This is a genomic window from Myxococcus sp. MxC21-1 (assembly GCF_032612255.1).
GTDB classification, from domain to species: Bacteria; Myxococcota; Myxococcia; order Myxococcales; family Myxococcaceae; genus Myxococcus; species Myxococcus virescens.
In genome coordinates this window covers 7772353-7793525 of sequence record NZ_CP123278.1, presented here as the reverse complement: position 1 = coordinate 7793525, position 21173 = coordinate 7772353, and the positions used below count along the sequence as shown (strand labels likewise).

The following is a 21173-nucleotide window of genomic DNA, read 5'->3' as shown; positions in this document are numbered from 1 at the left end:
TTAACGTCCGTCCTGTCTCATGGGCCTGGCGGGAGGTGGCCCAGACACACGCACGCGCTGCGGCCGGAGGGATGGTTGGGCACAGTCCTCAAGGGTGGTTACGTCGTCGAACTGGAGCCGGCGCTGGTCGAGCGCGTGGACCTGCGCATCGAAGGAGAGCGAATCGTCGCCCGTGGGCCGGACCTGACGCCGGGCCCGGATGACGAAGTCGTGGCGCTGTCGGGCAAGCTCGTCTTCCCGGGGTTGGTGAGCGCGCACCACCGCCTGTACGCGGTGCTGGGCCGTGGCATGCCGCGCCCGCCGCTGGAGACCTACCAGGAAATCCTCGAGCAGGTGGCCTGGCCGTACGAGAACGCGCTCGACCTGGACGCCGTGCAGGTGGCGGGCTGTGCCGGAGGGCTGGAGGCGCTTCAGTGCGGCACCACCACCGTGTGCGATTTGCACTCCTCGCCCAAGGCGATTTCGGGCTCGCTGGTGCGGCTGGCGCGCGGGCTCCATGAGGTGGGCGTGCGCGGCGTGCTCGCCTACGCGGTGTCGGATCGCCAGGGCGCGCTCGGCCGCGAGGAGGGGCTGGAGGAGACGGTCAGCTTCGCGAAGAAGGCGAAGGGGCGCTTCCGGGGGCAGGTGGGCGCGGCGCCGTGCTTCACGATCGGGCCGGATGCGCTGTCAGGCCTGGCGGAGGCGCTGAAAGCGCTGGGCGATGGTGGCCTGCACCTGCCGTTGGCGGAGGACCCGCTCGATGAGCGCCTGTCCAACGAGAACTACGGTGCCTCGCCGGTTTCGCGGTTGCTGGAGGCGGGCCTGCTGTCGCCCAAGAGCCAGCTGGCGCACGTGGGCCACCTGGACTGGGCGGACCTGGCGCAGGTGATTGCCACCGGTGCGTGGCTGGTGCACACGCCGCGCGCCAACCAGGGGCTGGAGGTGGGGTACGCGCCGGCGCTGAAGTTCGGGGCCCGGGCCACGCTGGGCGCGGATGGCGTGTCGGCGGACCTGTTCGCGGAGGCGCAGGCGGCGTACCTGCGCTCACGTGAGGCGGGGCAGCCCATCGATGTGCTGCGCTACCTGGCCAACGGGCACCGCATGGCGTCGCAGATTTTCGAAGCATCGGTGGGGCCCATGCGCGAGGCTCGCTCGCGGACCTGCTCATCCTGGACTACCTGCCGGCCACGCCGCTGACGGCGGAGAACCTGGCCTGGCACGTGGTGTTCGGCCTGGGCAGCCGGCACGTGGAGGCGGTGATGGTGGATGGTGTGTGGCGCATGTGGGCGCGCCGGCCGCTGTCGGTGAGCCCCTCCGTGGTGGCGGAGCAGGCGCGGGAGGCCGCGTCGGCGGTGTGGGCGCGGATGGCGGAGGCGGCGAAGAAGTAGCCCGCCTCTGCCTTGTCCGGGGGCGGGATGTCCTGTCTAGTCCCGCCCATGCTCGTGCCATTGCTCGTTGCGGGATTCTTCAGCGGTGCCATTCCCCAGGCCGGAGAGACGGCGCCGGACTTCACGGCGAAGGACTCCGAGGGGAACGTCTACACGTTGTCGGAGATGGTGAAGAAGGGCCCCGTCATCCTGGCCTTCTTCCCCAAGGCCTTCACGGGAGGCTGCACCCGCGAGCTCAAGGCGTACCGGGACCGTTACGCGGACGTGGAGAAGGCGCAGGGGCAGGTGTTGGCCATCAGCATGGATGACGCGGAGACGCTCACGCGCTTCAAGACTGAGCTGAAGGCGCCGTTCCCGTTCATCCCCGACCCTGAAGGGAAGGTCGTCTCCGCCTATGACGTGAAGATGCCGCTGCTGTCGGTGCCGAAGCGGTACACGTTCGTCGTGGGGGAGGGCCTGAAGATTCTCAAGGTCGAGTCCGGCAACGACGCCATCAACCCGCACGGAGCGATTGTCGCGTGCCCGCTGCGCAAGCCGGCCGGCGCCGACGCGAAGACGCCGGATTCGGGCACGAAGTAGCCGCGTAAGGCACGTGGCTACCGTCCCCGCGCGGGTGCCACGCGCTGCCGGCTGTCGAAGACCTGCGCGGGGGAACCGTCGATGAAGGTGTCCTCGAAGGCGCCCCCCGTGTATTCGTCGATGACCCTGCGCCAGAAGGCGATGGCGGGGCGGTTGCGTGGCAGTTGGGACAGCTCCCAGATGCCAGGGAAGAGGTCGAACACGGCCCTGGCCGCGAGCCGTCCCAGGCCGATGCGCCGCTCGTTTCGGAGGATGAAGAACTCGCTCATCCGGAAGTCGCGTCCAGGCGTCATGTAGGGGAAGGGGGACTGTCCCACGAAGGCGAAGCCCACGACGCGGCCCTCCCAGCGCAGCAGCAGGGGGTGGACCTCGGGGGCTTGAATCAACCACGTGGGCAGGAAGTCCGGCCGCCAGCGCCCCTGCTCGTCCAGGGCGTAGTCGACGCCGAACTCGCTCAGGTCGTGGAGGTAGAGCGGGTAGAGGTTTCGAAGCAGCGTGTGCTCGGACGGAGTCGCTCGGAGAATCTCCATGGAGGGCCTCTCGTGTTCCCAGCATGACCCTTCGGGCGTCCGGCGGCCAGGGTGTCTCGGAGGGTATCTGCTGGGCCTGGGCGGGTCCTCGTCTCTCCATCCATCGGGTGTCATGCAGGGAAGGGGCGCGGTGGGGCAATCCTCCCATGGAGGCGCTCGGCCTACGTTGCCCTCCACGAGTCCGGGGCTCTGCGGGGGGACCATGAACAGTCAGCGGATGCGCATGGCGAGTGGAATGGAAGGCCAGGAGACCCATGCCCCACCCCACGAGGGCAGGCATGCGCACGGCAGTGACGTCACGTCGAGCCGGACAGTGCGGCGGGTGCTGATGACGGCCGACGCCGTGGGCGACGTCTGGACGTACGCGCTGGAGCTGACCCGGGCGCTCGCGCCGCACGGGGTGGAGGTGACGCTGGCGACCATGGGGGCGCCGCTCACCAGCGCGCAGTGGGCAGAGGCGCGGGGCATTCCCAATCTCACGGTGGAGGAAGGGCGCTTCCGGTTGGAGTGGATGGAGGACCCGTGGGACGACGTGCGCGCGGCGGGCGACTGGCTGCTCGCGCTGGAGCGCCGCGTGCGTCCGGACGTGGTGCACCTCAATGGCTATGTGCACGGAGCGCTGCCGTGGCTGCACCGGCCCCTGGTGGTGGGGCACGCATGCCGCCTGTCGTGGTGGCGGGCGGTGAAGGGCGAGGACGCGCCCGCGTGCCATGCGCGCTATCGCGAGGCCGTCACCGCGGGCCTCGGCGCCGCGGGCCGGGTGGTGACGCCGAGCCGGGACCTGCTCGAGTCCCTCCAGATGCACTATGGCCCGCTGCCCGCCGCGGAGGTCATCCCCCATGGGCGGCGCGCGGACCGGGTGCCGCCTCGCTCGGAGCGGGAGCCCTTCATCCTCGGCGTGGGCAGTCCGTGGGACGCCGCGAAGAATGTCGCCGTGCTGGACGCCGCCGCGCCCCGCCTGGGTTGGCCGGTGCGGCTCGCGGGAGACGCGCGCCATCCCTCCGAGCGGAAGGCGGAGCCGCGCCACCTTCAGTGGATGGGGCACCTGGAGCCGCATGTCCTGGCGGAGTGGATGTCGCGCGCATCCATCTTTGTGCTGCCGGCCCGCTACGCGCCCTTTGGCCTCACCGCGCTGGAGGCGGCCCTGTCCGGCTGCGCGCTGGTGCTGGGCGACATTCCGGCGCTGCGCGAGGTGTGGGGGATGGGGCCGCGTGCTTCGTGCCCCCGGACGACGTGGATGCCCTGGTGGAGACGCTGGAGCGGCTGCGCGAGGACACCGGGCTGCGCACCCGGCTGGCCTTGCGCGCGCGGGCGTGGGCGCTGACGTACACGCCCCGGCGGATGGCCAGCCGCTACCTCTCCGCCTACGCCAGCCTCGTGGGCACGCAGGGGGTGCTGTCTCCAGCGGGCACCCCCACGCACTGAGCGGGTGGGGCGTCAGCTCGCCTCGGTGGGGCTGACCGGGTAGTTGCCCGACGCGTGGGCCTGGGCATGCTGCGCGAAGAGGAACCTGCGCACCGCGGCGCGGGTGAGCAGCCCGCAGGTGGGGCTGCCCGCCGGGACGCTGACGGGCAGGGCATCCACGTCCTCGTGGTCCATGACGTGGAGGGCATGGGACAGGTTCGCGTCGGGGGAAAGCGCGGGCAGCTTGCGCGCCAGGTCACTGGCCACCAGCAGCGGGTACACGGATTCATCGCGCCACACCTCGCGCAGTTGCTCCACCTGCACGGTGCCGTAGATGCGGCCCACGGTGTCCAGGACGGGCAGGGTGCCCGCCTCGGAGGTGAGCAGCAGGTCCGTCAGCGCCCGCAGCGGCGTGCCCGCGGGCACGGGTGTCAGGTGGGTCATCAGCGAGCGGACGGGGGTGGCCTCCAGCAGGTCCGTGTCGCTCTGGACCTTCGGCGTCTTCCGCTCGGTGAGGTAGTGACAGAGCGCCGAGGCGATGGTGCACGTCACCATCAGCGGCAGGATGATGTCGTGGTTCCCGCTCAGCTCGTACAGCATCATCATTCCCGTGAGCGGGCCGCGGGTGAGCGCCGCCACCGCGCCGCCCATGCCCACCAGGGCATACGCGCCACTGGGGCCGGTGCTCTCCGGGAAGAAGTAGTGCACCAGGGTGCCGAAGGCGCCGCCCGCCATGGCGCCAATGAGCGCCGCCGGGAAGAACGTCCCGCCCGAGCCACCCGAGCCGATGGTGAGGGCCGTGGCCACCAGCTTCAGCAGACACGCGGTGATGAGGAACAGGAAGGGCAGCCGTCCCAGCGCGGCCAGGTTGATGTAGTCGTGCCCGCTGCCCCAGACGGTGGGGCTGGCGAAGGCCAGGATGCCGGCGCACAGACCGCCCAGCCCCGCGCGCAGCGGCAGCGGCTTGCTGCCCAGCCACGGGGACAGCCGGTCCTTCACATGGCCATGGAAGTAGTGCTCCACGCCGTGCAGCAACTGCACGAAGGTGAAGGCGAGCAGCCCACAGGCGATGCCCAGGCCCGCGTAGGCCAGCACCTCGCCGCCGCTGACCAGCTCGTAGGGAACGTGCCGGAGCATGGCGGACTCACCCATGACGCCCTGGCTCACCAGGGTGCCGGCCACGCTGGCCAGGATGATGGGGGAGAAGACGCGCAGCTCGAACTCGCGAAGGATGATTTCCATCGCGAACACGGCGCCGGCGATGGGAGCGTTGAAGGACGCGGAGATGCCCGCGCCCGCGCCGCACGCCAGGAGGATGGACAGCTCCTTGCGGCTGAAGCCCAGCACCCGGCCCACGGTGGATGCGAACGCCGCGCCGCCGTAGACGATGGGCCCCTCGCGGCCCGCCGAGCCGCCACTGCCAATGGTGATGGCGGACGCCACCAGCTTCAGCAGGCCCCGGTCCGCCGGCAGGGCGTTGGCGCCACTCTTCACCGCCCGCACCACCTCGGGGACGCCGTGGCCATGCGTCTCGGGCTTGTCCCGCAGCAGCCGGCCCACCACCACGCCGCCCAGCGTGGGCGCCAGCAGCATCAGCCACCAGGGCAGGTGGGGCAGCGCCTCGGGCAGGTTGTGGCTGTGTCCGAACACACTGTTGAGCGCGGACAGCGCCACCAGCGGGTAGTAGAGCGACAGCCCACCCAGGGCCAGCAGGGCCAGCAGGCGCAGCCGGCGCTTCACTTCGTCACGGGGCCCGCCCGGCTCGATGATGCGCGCCAGCAGCAGCGCGCCGGAAGCCAGGGCACGCCGATGAAGGCGTACTCCGGATGCCAGCGGGCCGCGGCGAACGCCTCCATGAGCGACTGGAACTGGTCCTGGCGAAGCGTGTGCTTCAGCGAGGCCGCCCCGAAGGTGAGCCCGCTCACCAACCCGATGAGGTTGGAGAAGATGCCGGCCGCCAGCCCGCTGTACAGACCGACCACCGCGCCCGCGACCGGTAGGACAGAGGGGCCGGGCAGCCGCAGGCGGTTGGACGCTCTCAGCGCGGCGTGGACGAAGCGGCCCATCGCCGCGCGCAGTTGTGCCCAGAGGGCGCGCTGGGCCGCCGCGCTTGATGCGGGTACATCCCCTGCACTCATTGCAGGTCCCACTAACAGTGGGTCAGGCGCCACTCAAGGTTCGTGACGCGGACGTGTGCAGGGCGGCCAGCCGTCGGGTCGCGCCCATGACAGGCGCGTCACGGTTTCGCTTCAGCTCCGAACGGCTAGCGCCGCTTGAGCATGGCGGAGGATGGCGGCGCGGCGGTGGGCAGGTGGTCCGCGGCGGTCGTCAGGGCCTCACGCACCTTGTCGCCCGCGGCCTTCGCCGCATCACTGGCGGCCCGGGCCGCATCCCCGCGGCCTTCGTGGCCACGAACTGGGCCCGCGCGCCCGAAGCACCCCAGAAGCGGGTGGGAGCCGCCAGCGCCGCGCGCTCCTCGTCGGTGTACTTCTGGAACGCGAACTTCGTGGCCTCGGAGGGAAGCCGCAGCCCCTCCACCACCTTGAACCAGGAGAGGACCTTCAGCGAGTAGTAGCTGAGGTCCACCTCCCACCAGAACCAGCCCTGGTTGGCGGTGTTCTGATGGAAGTGGTGGTTGTTGTGCCACCCCTCGCCCAGGGTGACGAGCGCCAGCAGCCAGTTGTTCCGGCTGGTGTCCGTCGTCTTGTAGCGGCGCTTGCCGAAGATGTGGCTGAGCGAGTTGATGGTGAAGGTGCCGTGCCACAGCAGGGTGGTGCTGACGAAGAAGCCCCACACCAGCATGGAGAAGCCGCCGATGAAGTAGAGCGCCACGGCCAGCAGGACGGGCGGCACCAGGTGGAAGCGGTTGAGCCACACCAACTCCGGGAAGCGGGCGAAGTCCTTGATGCCCTCCATGCGGGTGTCGTTGTACTTGTCGGAGAGAATCCACCCCGCGTGGCTCCACCAGAAGCCCTTCTGCAGGGGCGAGTGGATGTCCTCTGCCTGGTCCGAATAGCGGTGGTGGTGGCGGTGGTGCGCCGCCCACCACAGCACGCCCTTCTGCGCGGACATGCTGCCCACGAAGGCGAGGATGAACTGGAAGACGCGTCCCGTCTTGAAGGCCCGGTGGGAGAAGTACCGGTGGAAGCCCGCGGTGATGCCCCACATGCGCACGACGTAGAGGCCGACGCACACGGCCACGTCCACCGGCTTCGCCCCGACGGCGAAGACGAACAGGCACATCAGGTGGACTGCGAAGAAGGGGATGGAGGAGAGCCAGTTGAGGCGCTCATCCGCCGCGGGCAGGGCTGGGGACGGTGTCTGCAAGGGAGCCTCGTGCGCTGGGTGGGCCGAGCTGGAACGTGCTCAGCCTCACCCCGCATCAACACCCCCGCCTGTCATCCCTCTGTCAGGAGGCGGCGGATTGCCGCAGCTCCGTCAACCACTCCTCGAATGCGGGGTACCCATGGAGCGGAGCCAGGTCCTCGTCCGAGGCGGCATAGGCCCCATCGGTGAAGCCCAGCTCCGTGGCGCGGCGCAGCAGGCGCATCGCGTCAGGCACGTTGCGCGCGCGGGCATGGGCGCAGGCCGCGTCATAGGCCAGCGTGGCGCTGGGCGCGTGCTGCAGCGCCGCCTCGCCCACGGCCGCGGCTTCCGAGTACGCGCCCCGGATGAAGAGCACCCGCTCCGCGCAGGAGAACGCCGCCTCCGGGTCCAGGCCCGGGAGCTTCAGGGCCTCCGACTCGCGGCCCATGCGGATGAGCGTGCCGGCGTACTCGTGCATCACGGTCCGGTCCGACGAGGACTGCCAGGCCTGCTTCCACCACTCCACCGCGCGGGCGTCATCGCCCACCAGGGAGAAGGACGCCGCCACCGCGTGCGGCTCCACGGGCAGGCCCTGCACCTGCGAGAAGTGGTCCAGCGCCTGGCGGCCCTGGCCCTCCTTCAAGGCGAGCCAGCCCATCAGGTGGTGGGCATGGCTGGCCACCCGCGGCGTCAGGCCCTCGTTGGCCTCCAGCACGGACGCGCCCAGCCGCCTCGCCTCGTCCATGCGGCCCGCGTCGAGCGCGGCCCGGGCCTCGCGCAGTTTCTCCGCCAGCGGCCCTTTCAGTGGGACGCTCTGCGCCTGTCCGTTGCGCAGCGCCTCCGCCACCACGCGGAAGGACTGCATGCCGTACATGGCGAAGATGAGGGTGAGCAGGAGCCAACCCGACCGCAGGCCGTACACCACGGCCCCCACGCACACCAGCAGCGCCAGCCCCTGCGCCAGCACGAAGCCGCGCCGCGGACCGAACACCCGCGTGGCCAGGGTGGTGGTGATGCGCCCCCCATCCAGCGGGAGTACGGGCAGCATGTTCAGGAACGCCCAGAAGAAGTTGGCGATCATGAAGGTGAGCAGGAAGAAGTCGAGCGCGGGCGAGCGGCCCTCGAGCAGGAGGTAGCCCACCCCGCTCGTCACCCCCAGCATCAGCCCGAAGAAGGGGCCGGCCGCGGTGATGAGCAAGTCCCGCTTCCACGGAAGGGGACCTGGCGCGTCGGTAGGGAGCGTGTGGCCACCCATCCAGACGAGCGCGATGCTTGGCCGGTAGCCGAACAGGCGACTGGCCAGCGCATGCCCCATCTCATGGATGAGCACGGACACGAAGACGATGAGCATCCACGACAGGATGTAGACCACCATCGCGCTGGCGTGGCCCAGGGGCGGGGCTCCATCCACCTGGCGGAACGGCCAGCCGTTCTGGGCCGCGGGGACGGAGCTCCAGGCCAGCATGCCGGACACCAGCAGGTGGCTGGGGTGGACTTCGACGGGAATGCTCCCGAGGCGAAAGCGGAACATGGGGACGGACCTTAACCGTTAGGACCTCCGAGCGCAGGCACTTGCTCACCGTCTCCGCCATGTCCCGGGCAAATCCGCTAGGTTCCCCGCCCTTCATGCCGCAGCTTGGTCCTTACACCCTGCCGAATCCGTACATCCTGGCCCCCATGGCCGGGGTGAGCGAAATGCCCTTCCGTGTGCTCGCCTTCCGTCTGGGCGCGGCGCTCTGTCCCACCGAGCTCGTCAGCTCGCAGGGGCTGATGCGCGCCAACCAGCGGACGTTGAAGTACCTGCGCTACGACGCCGCGGTGGAGCGGCCCTACTCGCTCCAAATCTACGGCGGTGAGCCGGACGCCATGGCTCGGGCCGCGGTGGTGGGGCGCGAGGCGGGCGCGCAAATCATCGACATCAACATGGGCTGCCCGGTGAAGAAGGTGGTGAAGAACGGGGCGGGCAGCGGCCTGCTCTGTGACGTGCCCCGCGCGGCGGACATCGTCCGGCGCATCCGCGAGGCCACCGGCCTGCCCGTCACCTGCAAGATTCGCTCGGGCTGGGACGCCCGCAGCCTGAACTATCTGCAGGTGGCTGGCGCGCTCCAGGAGGCGGGCTGCGCGGGGCTGGCCATCCACCCCCGCACGCGCGAGCAGGGCTATTCGGGGCAGGCGGACTGGAGCGTCATCGCCGACCTCAAGCGCCACTTCCCGGAGCTGCCCATCATCGGCAACGGGGACGTGAAGACGCCCGCGGACGCCGCGCGCATGCTGGAGACCACCGGCTGCGACTTCGTGATGATTGGCCGCGCCGCGCTGGGCAACCCGTGGATCTTCCGCGAGCTGCTCGGGGGCCGCCCGCCACGCCGCGCGAGCGCTGCGAGCTGGTGCTGGAGCACTTCCGGGCGCACCTGGACTTCATGGGGGACCCGCTGGGCGCCGTGCGCTCCTTCCGCAAGCAGTTGGCGTGGTACGCCCACGGCCTGTACGGCGCCGCGGCCTTCCGTGCGGAGGTGAACGGCCTGGAGGTGCCGTCAGCGGTGGAGGACTGCGTGCGCCGCTTCTTCACCGCGGCCCAGGTGGACCTCGCGGGCCCCGGTGAGGAGCAGGACGTGGACTACCGGGCGGCCCTGGGCTGAGGGCACGGCGCTTCTCTATATAAGGAGGGAGCGCGTGCCCTTCGTGGGCGGCGCGCCGCTCAAGCGCCCGAGGGGAGGACGGCGTCTGGCGGTACCAGCTTCCGTCCGGTGGCCACGGCGCGGAAGTAGTCACACGCGGGCGTGGGGCTGCGGCGGAGCGTGTCGAAGTCGACGTGGTAGAGGCCGAAGCGCGGGCCCCAGCCCTCCAGCCACTCGAAGTTGTCGAGCAGGCTCCAATAGAGGTAGCCGCGCACGTCCACGCCCTGCGCGCGCGCGGCCAGCACCTGGGCCAGGTGGGAATGGAGGTAGTGGGGCCGGCGGGTGCCGGCGCGGTCATCGATGCCGTTCTCCGTAACCCACACCGGCTTCCCGTAGCGCTTCACGTCGCGCAGCGTCTGGAGGAAGCCCTCCGGCCAGTCCTCCCAGCCGATGTCGGTGAGGCCCCGGCCGTGGATGTCCCGGTACTTGAACTCGATGAAGGGCGGGCGCGGCACGAAGCGCAGGTGCGCGCGGGTGTAGTAGTTCACCCCGATGAACTCCACGGAGTCCCGCGCGCCAGGGATGTCCACGCGCGTGGAGGCCACGCCCGGCATGGTGACGCGCAGCTTGCCGGTGGCCAGCGCCTCGTGGAACGCATGGTTGTAGGCCTGGGCCCCGAGCCTCACCAGCGCACGGTCCAGCGGGTGCCACCAGCGGTCCGGCGCGAAGGCGAGCATGTTCTGGGAGATGCCCAGCTCCACGCGGCCCAGCCGGGACAACAGCTCCTCCCGGGCGGCCACGTGCGAGCGCACCAGGTTCTCCATGGCCCGCATGGTGGTGGGGCCATCCGCGAGGCCCGGAGGAATGGCGCCCTGCAGATACCCCCCCAACAGCAGCACCATGGGCTCGTTGAAGGAGATGACCAGCGCGTCCAGCCCCTCCAGCAGCGCCGCGCACCGCTTCGCGTACCGCCGGAAGACGTCCACGCTGGCCGGCTGGTGCCACGGCGTCTCCCGGTGGAACCAGGTGGGGTGCGTGAAGTGGTGGAGCGTCACCACCGGCCGCAGGCCATGGGCCTTCATCCTCAGGAGCCGCTCCCGGTAGGCCTCCAGCGCCGCCTCGTCGAAGCGCCCGCGCTCCGGCTCGATGCGCGCCCACTCCAGGGAGATGCGGAACGCGGTGGCGCCCACCGCCCGGGCCAGGGCGTAGTCCTCCTCGTAGCGGTTCCAGTGGTCCACCGCGGGGCCGCAGCGAGCGTCCGGCTCCTTCAGCTTCCCGGCGCGTTCCCACTCGGCCCAGTCGTTCTCGATGCCGCCCTCCACCTGGTACGCGGCGGTCGCGACGCCGAAGGTGAAGTCCGCGGGGAAGGTCTGCTCGGTGGCGCTCATGTGGTGGCGAACCGTAGACGCCGCACCCCACGACGAAAAGCGCCGCGTCGCTCGCGCGCATGCGCCGCGGCATGCGCCGACGTCGTGCTCGAAAGTGGCCGAAACGTGTCCGGAGCCGGAAACTCGGCCTCGCGCGCGACACCTCGGATGCGCTCGCGAGTGTCCGCGAGGTGGCGTTCGGCACCTCCGGACGCGCTCGATGCCGAAAAATCGGCCTCGCACGCGATGCAATACATCACCATGCGTTGACACACTGGCATGTCGCCCGTACCATTCACTTCAAGCACTCACTCCCATCAAGAAGAGTGCAGGGCCTCGGTTGACCTGGGGCCAACCACTGAACTGGAGGATTCTGATGGCCGCTAAGAAGAAGACCGCTGCGAAGTCCGCGACCAAGAAGGCTGCCAAGACCGCGAAGGCCACGAAGGCGGCGAAGTCGGCGAAGAAGACGACCGCTCGCAAGACGGCTGGCAAGACCGCGACCAAGAAGGCGGCCGCCAAGAAGACCACCCGCAAGGCGGCCAAGAAGGCCCCGGCTCGCAAGCGCACCACCAAGGCCAAGACGGTGGCGGCCCCGGTTACGCCGGAGTCCTGAGCAGTCCCGTCGTCATGAGCGGACGGTAGTTGACGTCCGGTGAACGGCTCGGCGAAACCCGCCGGGCCGTTTTCATTTTCAGGACCCGGAGTGCCCCATGTCGCTGCGTCCCGTGGAGCTGGAGCAGGTGGTGGCGGAGCTGGCGGAGCGCCTCACGGGCGCGGTGGCGCAGAAGGCCTGGTGTCCCCTTCCCAGGCTCGCCTACGTGGAGCTTCGCGTCCCGGGCAAATCCATCCTGTTGTGCCTGTGCGCGGAAGGTGACCTGGCCCGGGTGTCCGTGGCGGATGATCGCTTCCCCACGCCGGGCGAACCCGCCCCCTTCCAGCGGTGGCTGCGTCAGGAGCTGACAGGCTTCAAGCTCCAGGACGCCCGCTTCATGGAAGCCGAGCGCGTGGTGGCCTTCGACTTCGAGCGCGAGGACGTGCGCAGGCGCCTCCTTCTGGAGGTGGGCGCGCCCGGTGGTCTGCTGCTGCTCAGCGACACCGGCCGCGTGCTGATGCTCTCCGGTGAGGGCTTCGCGCAGCGCCGGGGCCTGCATCCGGGCGCGGCGTGGACGCCGCCGGAGCCGCCGCCGCCCGAGGCCCGCGAGAAGGCCCGGAGCCAACCCTCGCGGCTCGCTCCCCAGGACTCGGATGCGCTGCCGTATTCCCAGGCCGCGGAGCGCCTGCTCGGAGCGCGCGACAAGGCCAGCCGCTCGGAGACCATCCGCCGCCGGTTGGCGCAGCCGTACCGCGCCCGCCTCAAGCGCGCCTCCCGCACCTTGGACAAGGTGCGCGCCGAGGCGGCCCGCGGCCCGGACGCGGAGAAGCACCGCGAGGTGGGCGAGCTGCTGGCGCAGAACCTCTACCGCCTCAAGCGGGGCGCCACCGAGGCGGTGCTCACCGCCTATACAGAGGAGGGCGCGAAGGAGGTCCGGGTGACGCTGGACCCGAAGCGCACCCCGAAGGAGGAGGCGGACTGGCACTTCCACCAGTACCGGCGGCTGTTGCGGGGCGTGGAGCAGGCGCGTCACCGCGAGGCGGAGCTGGCGCGCGAGGTGGCGCACGCGCAGCAGGCGCTCGCGCAGATTGAGCGGATGGAGGACGCCGCGCTGCTGTCGCAGGCGGAGGTGCTTCAGCTCCCCAGTGGGGGCGAGGGCGCGCGGGAGGGCCGGCCCTTCAAGGAGTACGTGGGCCATGGCGGGGCGCGCATCTGGGTGGGGCGCGGCTCGGAGGACAACGACGCGCTCACCTTCAAGGTGGCCAGGCCCTGGCATCTGTGGCTCCACGCGCGCGGTGTCCCGGGCAGCCACGTGGTGCTGCCGCTGGAGAAGGGGCAGGAGGTGGCGCAGGAGGTGTTGCTGGACGCGGCGCACCGGCGCTGCACCACTCCGGAGCCAAGGGCGAGCCGCGCGGTGAGGTGAGCTACGTGCCCGCGAAGTTCGTGCGCAAGGTGAAGGGCGGCGCGCCGGGGCAGGTGACCTTCACGCGCGAGAAGACCTTCGTGGTGCGCATGGAGCCCGAGCGCCTGGAGCGGCTCCTCAAGTCCCGGCACGCCGAGCCGCCCGCACCGTGAGGGCGCGTCGTACGCTCGCCTGCCTTTCCCTCCTGTTAGTGGACGCTGCGTGCGAGCGCGGTTGACGGGCTGACGGTGAGGAGGCGGGCAGGGGACCGCCGCCCTTGAGTCCCCGGAAGTGCGGGGTACGATGCGCAGCCGCGTGTCCCCCGAGCAATTTCGCCAGACGTCGCTCTTCCCTCGAGGTCTCTCTGCCGCCGGCCGCGCGGCGGAGGGCACGGCCGCACCCCGGCCCGAGGGGGACCTGCCGCGCCCGTGGCGCCCGCGCCGCGGCCCGTCGCACCGCCCGTGCCCATGCCGCAGCGCAACCTCCTGCCCGACGAGGCCCCCGCATCGTCACGCGTGCGCCCACGCGGGAGGAGCTGTGGTCCCGGGCTGAATCGTTGGCTTGGCGGCTGAGCGCCGAGCTGGGCATGCCGGTGCGCCTGTCGGTGACGGACAACCGCTCCACCATGGTGTCCTTCCGCCGGGGCTCCGCGGTGCTGGCGCTGCGGCTGCACCACATGTTCCTGGACGCGCCGGAGCCGGTGGTGCGCGCGGTGGCGGACTATGCGGGCCGGGGACACCGCACCGCGGGCGCCATCCTGGACGAGTACATCCGCGGTCAGCAGCCGCGCATCCGCCAGATGCGCCGCGAATCCGACGCGGACCTCAACCCGCGCGGGCGCTGTTTCGACCTCCAGGCGCTTTACGACGCCACCAACCGCGATTTTTTCCAGGGCCTCATCCAGGCCCGGATTGGCTGGGGGCGCATGCCTCCGCGCCGCCGTCGCAAGTCCATCCGCCTGGGCGTCTACGACCACCAGACGCGTGAGATTCGCATCCACCCGGCGCTGGACACCCCCGAGGTGCCTTCCTTCTTCGTGGAGTTCATCATCTTCCACGAGATGCTCCACCAGCTCTTCCCGAGCACGGGCCGGGGTGGCCGCCGCGTGCATCACCCGCGTGCCTTCCGCGAACGCGAGAGAACATTCCCGCATTACGCCGCCGCACTGCGTTGGGAGCGGGAGAACCTGGGCGTGCTGTTGCGCGGCTGAGCGCCGCGTCGTTCGCTGGCTCATTTACCGTTTTACCGAGCGAAGCGGCCCATGCAGCGTGCTTGACGCTGCCGTGAGGGAAACCCATCCTCACGAGCTCTATGCGAAGAGCGAAGATTGTCTGCACCCTCGGTCCCGCCAGCCAGAGTCAGGAGATGCTCGAAGCGCTCCTGGAGAACGGCATGGACGTGGCTCGCCTGAACTTCTCCCACGGCAGCCACGAGCAGCACGCGGAGAACATCGCGAAGCTGCGCGCCGCGTCGCTGAAGGTTCGCAAGGCGGTGGGCATCCTCGGCGACCTGCAAGGCCCGAAGATTCGCACCGGCCGTTTCGTGAAGGGCAGCACCGAGCTGAAGGAAGGCGGCACCTTCCACATCACCACGGACGAAACGGTTCCAGGCACGGACGAAATCGTGTCCACGACGTACCCGTTCCTGGCCGCGGACGTGAATCCGGGGGACCGCATCCTCCTGGATGACGGCCTGCTGGAGCTGAAGGTCCTGGAGACGGACAAGCAGAAGCTCATCCGCACGCAGGTCATCCACGGCGGCACGCTGAAGAACAACAAGGGCATCAACCTGCCCGGCGTGGCGGTGCGCGCGGAGGCGCTGACGCCGAAGGACCGTGAGGACCTGGTGTTCGGCATCAAGGCCGGCGTGGACTACATCGCGCTGTCCTTCGTGCGCCAGCCGTCCGACCTGGACACCGCGCGCCAGGCCATGGCCGAGGTGGGCCGCACGGTGCCCATCATCGCCAAGCTGGAGAAGCCGGAGGCCATTGCCCGGCTGGACGCCATCCTGGACAAGACGGACGGCGTGATGGTGGCGCGCGGCGACCTGGGCGTGGAGATTCCTCCCGAGGAAGTGCCGGCCGTCCAGAAGGACATCATCCGGCGCTCCAACCTGCGCGGCCTGCCCGTCATCGTGGCCACGCAGATGCTGAACTCCATGATTGATAACCCGCGCCCCACGCGCGCCGAGGCCAGCGACGTGGCCAACGCCGTGTTCGACGGCGCGGACGCGGTGATGCTGTCGGGCGAGACAGCCAGCGGCAAGTTCCCCATCGAGTCCGTGCAGATGATGGAGCGCATCATCCTGGCGGCCGAGTCCTCCGCGCGCACGACGCAGTCGCTGATGCGGCCGCTGGAGACGCCGCTGGGACTGCCCAGCCACTTCCCGGACGTGATTGCGCGCGTGGCGTGCGAGGCGGCCAAGGCGAGCAACGCCTCGCTCATCGCGGCCTTCACGCTGTCGGGTGTGACGGCGCGCCTGCTGTCGCACTACCGGCCCACGGTGCCGATTGTCGCCTTCAGCCCCAACCAGGAAGTGCGCCGCCGGCTGTCGCTGCTGTGGGGCGTGGTGCCGCGCGTGCTGGAGCCCATCCAGGACACGGAGGCCATGGTGAAGCGCGTGGAGGAAGAGCTCCTGGCGCGAGGCCTGGGCCGCAAGGGCGACCGCATCGTCATCGTGTTCGGCGCGCCGGTGGGCCAGCCGGGCAAGATCAACAGCCTGCGCCTGCACACCATCCAGGGCTGAGCGGCTACTTGATTCCCTGGAGGACCTTCCGGGGGATGTCGGCCTCGATGAAGACGGTATAGAGCGCCGGGTCCAACTGCCCGGCGTCGGACTCGCGCCGGAGGATGTCGAGCGCGAGCGTGTGTGGCACGGCCTTCTTGTAGGGCCGGTCGCTGGCGGTGAGCGCGTCGTAGATGTCGCAGATGGACATCATCCGTGACTGGACGGGGATGTCCTTCTCCGCGCGGGGGTAGCCGGTGCCATCCAGCTTCTCGTGGTGGGCGTAGGCAATCTCCGGCACCCGGCGCAGCGTGCGCGTCCACGGAATCTGGGACAGGAAACGGTAGGTGTGCTCGACGTGGCTCTCGATTTCGCGGCGCTCCTCGGGAGAGAGCGTGCCGCGGGCGATGGAGAGCGACTGGATTTCCCCCGGCAGCAGCAGCGGCTGGGCCTGGTCGTGGGCATCCAGGAAGCGCAGCGCGCCCAGCTCGTGGAGCCGCTCGAAGTTGCCCTGCGCGAGCACGGTGGGGCGGTTGCAGGAGAGGATGAACTCCAGCACCTCGTCCAGCTGCCACGACTCGCGGGCGAGCCGCTCCTCTTCCTCCGCCTCGATTTCCGCCAGGTTCGCCTGGCCACGAATCTTCACCGCCTCCAGGCGGCGGCGGTAACTCTGGAGCTGCAAGTCCTTCCGGGCGAGCTGGAAGCGGGCGCGCAGGCCTTCGAGCTCATGGGGGTAGAGCTTCTCCGCCTTCACCAGCACGGGCTCGCGCACGCCCACCTTGCCGAAGTCGTGCAGCAGTGAGGCGTAGCGCAGCTCCTGAATCTCCCCGGCGGAGAAGCGCGTGTGGGCGTAGGGGCCGGTGGACAGGTGCTCGAGCGCCTGGGCCATGGCCACGGTGAGGTCGGCCACGCGGCCGGAGTGACCGGCGGTGGTCGGGTCTCTGGATTCGATGGCGACGACGGAGGCGGAGACGAAGCCCTCGAAGAGGCGGTTGATGTCCTCGTGGAGGAGGGCGTTCTCGATGGCGCCCGCGGCCTGGGCGCCCAGGGCGAGCAGCAGCTCCTCGTCCTCGGCGTTGAAGCTGGCGCCGTCCAGCTTGTTGAGGGCCTGGATGACGCCCGTCACCTCGCCGCCGGCATCGCGCATGGGGACGCAGAGGATGGTCTTCGTCTGGTAGCCGCTGGAGACGTCGAACGAGCGGTTGAAGCGAGCGTCGGCGTAGGCGTCGGGGATGTTGATGACGGCGCCCGTCTGGGCCACCTGTCCGGCGACGCCGCTGCCCACCGGGAGGCGGATTTCGCTCTTGGAGCCCTGGGCCACCTTGCTCCACAGCTCGTTGCGCTCGCGGTCCAGGATGAAGAGCGAGCAGCGGTCCGCCTCCACCACCTTGGTGGCCTCGAAGAGGATGAGCGGAAGGAGCAGGTCGAGGTCGCGCTCGGCGCTCATCGCCTTCGCGACATCCAGGATGGACGTGAGCTTCGCCAGGCGGCGGTTCAGCTCGGGCTGTGGGGCGGGTTGGGCGAGCACCAGGCGGCTCCGTGAGAAGCGGCCAGCGGCCGCGAAGAGCTACAAAGTTCTAGCACGGGTAGACAGCACGCTGCCTCGGGGGACCCACCTGGCAGGTCCCTGGCTGTCTGGTGGACGTCGCCGCGTTGCGTTCGGCCTTAGCCAGCGCGCGGGTTGCGGTTATGAAGCGCGGCATGAGCCGCCGCCCCGTTCGCATCTCTCCTTCGCTTTTGTCCTGTGACTTCGGCCGCTTGGCCGAAGAGGTCCGTGCCATTGAAGCCGCTGGTGCGGATTGGATTCACGTGGATGTCATGGATGGCCGCTTTGTGCCGAACATCACGATTGGCCCCGTGGTGGTGGAGGCCATCAAGCGGGTGGCGACGAAGCCGTTGGACGTGCACCTGATGATTGTGGAGCCGGAGCGCTACGTAGAGGCCTTCGTGAAGGCGGGAGCGGACGTGCTGACGGTGCACGTGGAGGCCAGTCCGCACCTGCACCGGACGCTTCAGCAGATTCGCAATGCCGGGGCGAAGCCGGCGGTGGTGTTGAACCCGGGCACGCCGCTGTCGGCCATCGAGGAGGTGCTGGGCGACGTGGACATGGTGCTGCTGATGAGCGTGAACCCGGGCTTCGGTGGGCAGGGCTTCATCGAGTCCACAGTGGAGAAGGTGCGCCGGCTGCGCGGGATGTTGGATGCGCGCGGGCTGAAGGACGTGGACATCGAGGTGGACGGTGGCATCAACGCCACCACGGCGAAGCGGGTGGTGGAGGCCGGGGCCACGGTGCTGGTGGCGGGCAGCTACGTCTTCGGCGCGAAGGACTACGCGGAGGCCATCCGCTCGCTGCGCTCGTGAGGCACGGCGGACTTCAGGTGCGAGGGCGCGCCACGGAGGAGGCGAGCCGGGCGACGCGGGTCATGAAGGTGGGGTCGAAGGGCTTCACCTCGTAGTCGTCGGCGCCGAGCTCGAAGCAGACGTGGCGGGTGAACTGGTCCTCGACGGCGCTGAGGATGATGACCTTGCAGTCGCGGGTGTTGGGGTCCTGCTTGAGCTGGGCGAGCAAGTCCCTGCCGTCCTGGTGCTGGTTGATGTCCAGGATGATGACGGCCGGCCGGTGCTCGCGGGCGAGCTCCAGGACGCGCTCGGACGTGGTGTCCGAGATGCAGTTCAGCCCGGAGCGTTTCCCCTCGCGGGCGAGGGCGGAGACGATGAGGGGCTCGTCATCGGAGATGAGGACGACGGGGGGCGGCGTCATGGCATCGCGGTGCAACAATGCAGGCTGCCTCGTGAGTGTAGCAGGAGGGGAAACTGTCCGGGAGTACAGGAAATTCGTGGTCTTGGGAAGCGGAGTCCGGGGGCACCCGGGCATCGCTCGGCTGCTTGCTCCCTCTGGGCGGGGAGGGGTGGAAGAAAAGGTGATCCGAGGACGTTGACTCGGCTGGGCGGCTCGGGTACTACCGCCCGCACTTCGCCGGTCCCGAGAAGGACCGTCCGGCGAGGCGACATATCGGGGAGTGGCTCAGCCTGGTAGAGCACTTGGTTCGGGACCAAGGGGTCGCAGGTTCAAATCCTGTCTCCCCGACCACGTCATGAAGCGGGCTGGAGATCGCAAGGTCTCCAGCCCGTTTCGTTTTGGGGCCGATAATCCTCGCGGCTCTGGCCGACCGGTTGCGGGCGCGAACCTCGGGTCAGCTGGGCTGGACGGGGACGCGAGCCTGGAGTTCCTGGCGCGGGTAGGTGCGGAATTCATCGGCTCATTTGCCGGCAGATGGCACCACTTTGAACTGTGGCCGTTCTTGCTGAGTGTCGCCATCCGGGTCCTCAACTCGTCGAAGGCGTCCGTGACTTCGTCTGTCGCGGCGAAGGAGCGCTGCTGCCCGTCGGCGAGGCGGTACCGGCCGGTTTCTTCGGAGAAGAGGGGTGATGGCCAGGTACGAATAGGTGGCCTGAACCCAGCCGTCGTCAGCTTGTTGTACACGCCTTGGGCGATGGTCTGGTGAAGCTGTTCGATGTCGGGCGTCACGTCTAGAGTCTGGGGTTGGCGAGCAAACGGCTCTTCGTGGTCGTGCCGATTGTCCCGTTAATCCGAAGCTTGCTGGCGCGAAGTATAGGATGGATGGGAGCCCTGTTTGTTGGAGTGGGTCATCGGTACAACGAGCCGTGGACGAGATTGCTCTCTCGACGCCTGGAGCCAAGACTTCACTGCCTCTCATGACTGACTTTGACAACCCAGGGCGATGGCTCATCGCGCAGGCGGTCCGGATCCTGATGGCCGACTGGTCGTCACGTGATGAGCGGAGGCGTCCTTGGGGGACCTGGGTTCTGCTGTGGGGGGCTATCGAGAGTGATGAGGAACTTGAACGCCTCAGGATTGCTGTGCCGCTGCTAGGGGCTTGGTTCCTGAGCGACTCCTGTTTCGTTCGTCATGACGTGTGGCGCTATCTGCGCCACCGCTCCATGCAGCATTCTTCCTTGTACTCCCCACTGGCGACAAGGGTCGGAGTGATTGAAGTCGCTCCGTATCGTCGCGAGCCTGCGGTGTACGCGGCAAGTCACTGCGGACCACGGGATGCGTACGGAGTGCGACTGGAGAGGGATTCATCCGGCCAGTTGACCGAGCATCGCATCTGGGTGGCGTGACCTTTCGCGGACTCCATCAGATCGCTGTTAGAACGCCGCCGCGCAGGTCTGGTAATGGAACTACCCCGCCAAATCAGGCACGACTCGGATTGGCTCACCCTCTTACGCGACAACTTCCCTGACACAGGGGGAAGGTGCTGTGTCCTGGTACGAAGACCAGCGTGCGAGGCCATTGCGGCAGCGTTGAAGCACCGTAAGCGTCCGCCCAACGACGTGCTGAGAGCCCGTGCAGGCTCCCCGATTAGAATGGGGACTTCCGCAGGTCCGTGTTGTCTTCAAGGATCATCTGGAATCGCTCCAGTTCCTTGGGACGCTGCATGCCCACGCGAAGGTTGAAGTGGGGGCTATCAGGAGGGCGGTACAGTCGTGCTGCGGCCTCCTCTCGCTCGAAGAGTAGGCTGTAGCGGGGATAGGGGAGCCGGGCGAAGCCCATCTTCTCGATGAGACGCGCGAGGTCCTCGGCGCTGGGAGTCGAGTGTCCCTCCCTACGTACATAGCTGGCTTGATGAGGGTGGGTGGGCAGGTGGACGTGCTCCATGGCCCAGAGGAAGAGCAGCTCCCGGAAGCTGATGGCCTCCCGGTGCAGCTTCGTCTTCCATGCGTCCGCACCAAAGGGCATGCGCACGACCTGACAGTCTCCTTCTTCGGAAGGGGACTCCAGGTCGACCCAGTAATGATGTGGGGCCAGTGGGTCGGGGTCTCCGAAGATGAAGAGAAAACGCCTGGGGGGCATCTCTCCCTTGGGCACGACCCGATAGAGTTCGGCGACATCGAGGATGGGGTCGAAGGAGCGCACATGGGCCAGGAGCGGCCCTCCACGCAACCCGAAGACCTCGGCGAAGAGACGGTAGACGGCTGGGAGCGGACGACCGAAGACGTCCTCCAATTCATCCACGAGAAAGTCTGGGTAGCCTTCGATTTGACCGCTGGAGCAGGGAGCGTAGCGCCCGAGCAGTGCAAGTAGTTCATCCATGGTTCAGACGCATTCCTTGCCGTTGTCTCACAGCATTTCGGGGGGCAGACCAGGACCTGGAATTCCTTGCAGGAGGGAACGGATTCTCGTTGGCCGAACGCCTGCTTGATCTTGCAGGGCTCCGCGTCGCCCTCATCTTGGCGTCTGTACTCCACGCTCACG

Annotated in this window: 12 protein-coding genes, 1 tRNA gene and 5 pseudogenes; 10 read left to right on the top strand and 8 right to left on the bottom strand. The window is 69.0% G+C overall.

What is annotated here, in order from left to right; translation table 11 throughout:
* Positions 1-75: 75 nt before the first annotated feature.
* Both QEG98_RS34725 and QEG98_RS34720 read left to right on the top strand, forming a co-directional pair.
* A pseudogene (locus tag QEG98_RS34725) lies at positions 76-1367 on the top strand (amidohydrolase family protein).
* A 48-nt stretch (positions 1368-1415) separates the two neighbouring features.
* Positions 1416-1946: a peroxiredoxin gene (locus QEG98_RS34720; RefSeq protein WP_090488685.1), complete on the top strand. Its 531-nt coding sequence runs from the start codon at positions 1416-1418 to the stop codon at positions 1944-1946.
* A gap of 17 nt (positions 1947-1963) precedes the next feature.
* Here QEG98_RS34720 and QEG98_RS34715 read toward each other — a convergent pair whose 3' ends face one another.
* A complete protein-coding gene (locus QEG98_RS34715; protein ID WP_090488687.1) occupies positions 1964-2476 on the bottom strand; it encodes a GNAT family N-acetyltransferase in 513 nt (170 codons plus the stop codon).
* A gap of 217 nt (positions 2477-2693) precedes the next feature.
* Here QEG98_RS34715 and QEG98_RS34710 point away from each other — a divergent pair.
* Positions 2694-3901, top strand: a pseudogene (locus QEG98_RS34710) (glycosyltransferase family 4 protein).
* A gap of 12 nt (positions 3902-3913) precedes the next feature.
* Here QEG98_RS34710 and QEG98_RS34705 read toward each other — a convergent pair.
* The 3 genes and pseudogenes from QEG98_RS34705 to QEG98_RS34695 all read right to left on the bottom strand — a co-directional run bounded on the left by QEG98_RS34705 (position 3914) and on the right by QEG98_RS34695 (position 8717).
* Positions 3914-5946 (bottom strand): annotated as a pseudogene (locus QEG98_RS34705) (chloride channel protein).
* Positions 5947-6208: 262 nt separating this feature from the next.
* The gene (locus QEG98_RS34700) at positions 6209-7207 is read right to left on the bottom strand and encodes an acyl-CoA desaturase (protein WP_410477885.1); all 999 of its coding nucleotides are present in this window, start codon (positions 7205-7207) and stop codon (positions 6209-6211) included.
* 82 nt (positions 7208-7289) lie between these two features.
* The gene (locus QEG98_RS34695; RefSeq protein WP_090488695.1) at positions 7290-8717 is read right to left on the bottom strand and encodes a M50 family metallopeptidase; all 1428 of its coding nucleotides are present in this window, start codon (positions 8715-8717) and stop codon (positions 7290-7292) included.
* Positions 8718-8812: 95 nt separating this feature from the next.
* Here QEG98_RS34695 and dusB point away from each other — a divergent pair.
* Positions 8813-9825, top strand: a pseudogene (dusB, locus tag QEG98_RS34690) (tRNA dihydrouridine synthase DusB).
* A gap of 59 nt (positions 9826-9884) precedes the next feature.
* Here the strand turns inward: dusB and QEG98_RS34680 are convergent.
* A complete protein-coding gene (locus QEG98_RS34680) occupies positions 9885-11192 on the bottom strand; it encodes a glycoside hydrolase family 1 protein (protein ID WP_316564358.1) in 1308 nt (435 codons plus the stop codon).
* 355 nt (positions 11193-11547) lie between these two features.
* Here QEG98_RS34680 and QEG98_RS34675 point away from each other — a divergent pair, with 355 nt between their 5' ends.
* The 4 genes and pseudogenes from QEG98_RS34675 to pyk all read left to right on the top strand — a co-directional run bounded on the left by QEG98_RS34675 (position 11548) and on the right by pyk (position 15913).
* On the top strand, positions 11548-11787 hold the full coding sequence (locus tag QEG98_RS34675) for a hypothetical protein (protein ID WP_020478039.1): 240 nt from the start codon (positions 11548-11550) through the stop codon (positions 11785-11787).
* Positions 11788-11884: 97 nt separating this feature from the next.
* Positions 11885-13341: pseudogene (locus QEG98_RS34670) on the top strand (NFACT RNA binding domain-containing protein).
* Positions 13342-13724: 383 nt separating this feature from the next.
* The gene (locus tag QEG98_RS34665) at positions 13725-14378 is read left to right on the top strand and encodes a hypothetical protein (protein ID WP_316564357.1); all 654 of its coding nucleotides are present in this window, start codon (positions 13725-13727) and stop codon (positions 14376-14378) included.
* Positions 14379-14479: 101 nt separating this feature from the next.
* The gene (gene pyk, locus QEG98_RS34660; RefSeq protein ID WP_316564356.1) at positions 14480-15913 is read left to right on the top strand and encodes a pyruvate kinase; all 1434 of its coding nucleotides are present in this window, start codon (positions 14480-14482) and stop codon (positions 15911-15913) included.
* A 4-nt stretch (positions 15914-15917) separates the two neighbouring features.
* Here pyk and QEG98_RS34655 read toward each other — a convergent pair whose 3' ends face one another.
* Positions 15918-17420, bottom strand: a complete 1503-nt coding sequence (locus QEG98_RS34655; protein WP_316564355.1) for a GAF and HD-GYP domain-containing protein — start codon at positions 17418-17420, stop codon at positions 15918-15920.
* 173 nt (positions 17421-17593) lie between these two features.
* Between QEG98_RS34655 and rpe the strand changes: the two genes are divergently transcribed.
* Complete coding sequence (rpe, locus tag QEG98_RS34650; protein WP_140867369.1) at positions 17594-18253, top strand: ribulose-phosphate 3-epimerase; 660 nt, start codon at positions 17594-17596, stop codon at positions 18251-18253.
* 13 nt (positions 18254-18266) lie between these two features.
* Here the strand turns inward: rpe and QEG98_RS34645 are convergent, their stop codons facing one another.
* Positions 18267-18653 (bottom strand): two-component system response regulator, encoded by a 387-nt coding sequence (locus QEG98_RS34645; protein WP_044276566.1) that lies wholly within the window; start codon positions 18651-18653, stop codon positions 18267-18269.
* Between the two features lie 253 nt (positions 18654-18906).
* Between QEG98_RS34645 and QEG98_RS34640 the strand changes: the two genes are divergently transcribed.
* Positions 18907-18983, top strand: a tRNA-Pro gene (locus QEG98_RS34640).
* 1296 nt (positions 18984-20279) lie between these two features.
* Here the strand turns inward: QEG98_RS34640 and QEG98_RS34635 are convergent.
* The gene (locus tag QEG98_RS34635; protein ID WP_316564354.1) at positions 20280-21011 is read right to left on the bottom strand and encodes a hypothetical protein; all 732 of its coding nucleotides are present in this window, start codon (positions 21009-21011) and stop codon (positions 20280-20282) included.
* Positions 21012-21173: the final 162 nt, after the last annotated feature.

What these genes read in the sequence shown, in the direction of transcription:
- QEG98_RS34720 (WP_090488685.1), top strand. Translation starts at nt 1,416, where the DNA reads ATGCTCGTGCCATTGCTCGTTGCGGGATTCTTCAGCGGTGCCATTCCC.
- QEG98_RS34675 (WP_020478039.1), top strand. Translation starts at nt 11,548, where the DNA reads ATGGCCGCTAAGAAGAAGACCGCTGCGAAGTCCGCGACCAAGAAGGCT.
- QEG98_RS34715 (WP_090488687.1), bottom strand. Translation starts at nt 2,476, where the DNA reads ATGGAGATTCTCCGAGCGACTCCGTCCGAGCACACGCTGCTTCGAAAC.
- QEG98_RS34645 (WP_044276566.1), bottom strand. Translation starts at nt 18,653, where the DNA reads ATGACGCCGCCCCCCGTCGTCCTCATCTCCGATGACGAGCCCCTCATC.
- QEG98_RS34680 (WP_316564358.1), bottom strand. Translation starts at nt 11,192, where the DNA reads ATGAGCGCCACCGAGCAGACCTTCCCCGCGGACTTCACCTTCGGCGTC.
- pyk (WP_316564356.1), top strand. Translation starts at nt 14,480, where the DNA reads ATGCGAAGAGCGAAGATTGTCTGCACCCTCGGTCCCGCCAGCCAGAGT.
- QEG98_RS34695 (WP_090488695.1), bottom strand. Translation starts at nt 8,717, where the DNA reads ATGTTCCGCTTTCGCCTCGGGAGCATTCCCGTCGAAGTCCACCCCAGC.
- rpe (WP_140867369.1), top strand. Translation starts at nt 17,594, where the DNA reads ATGAGCCGCCGCCCCGTTCGCATCTCTCCTTCGCTTTTGTCCTGTGAC.
- QEG98_RS34635 (WP_316564354.1), bottom strand. Translation starts at nt 21,011, where the DNA reads ATGGATGAACTACTTGCACTGCTCGGGCGCTACGCTCCCTGCTCCAGC.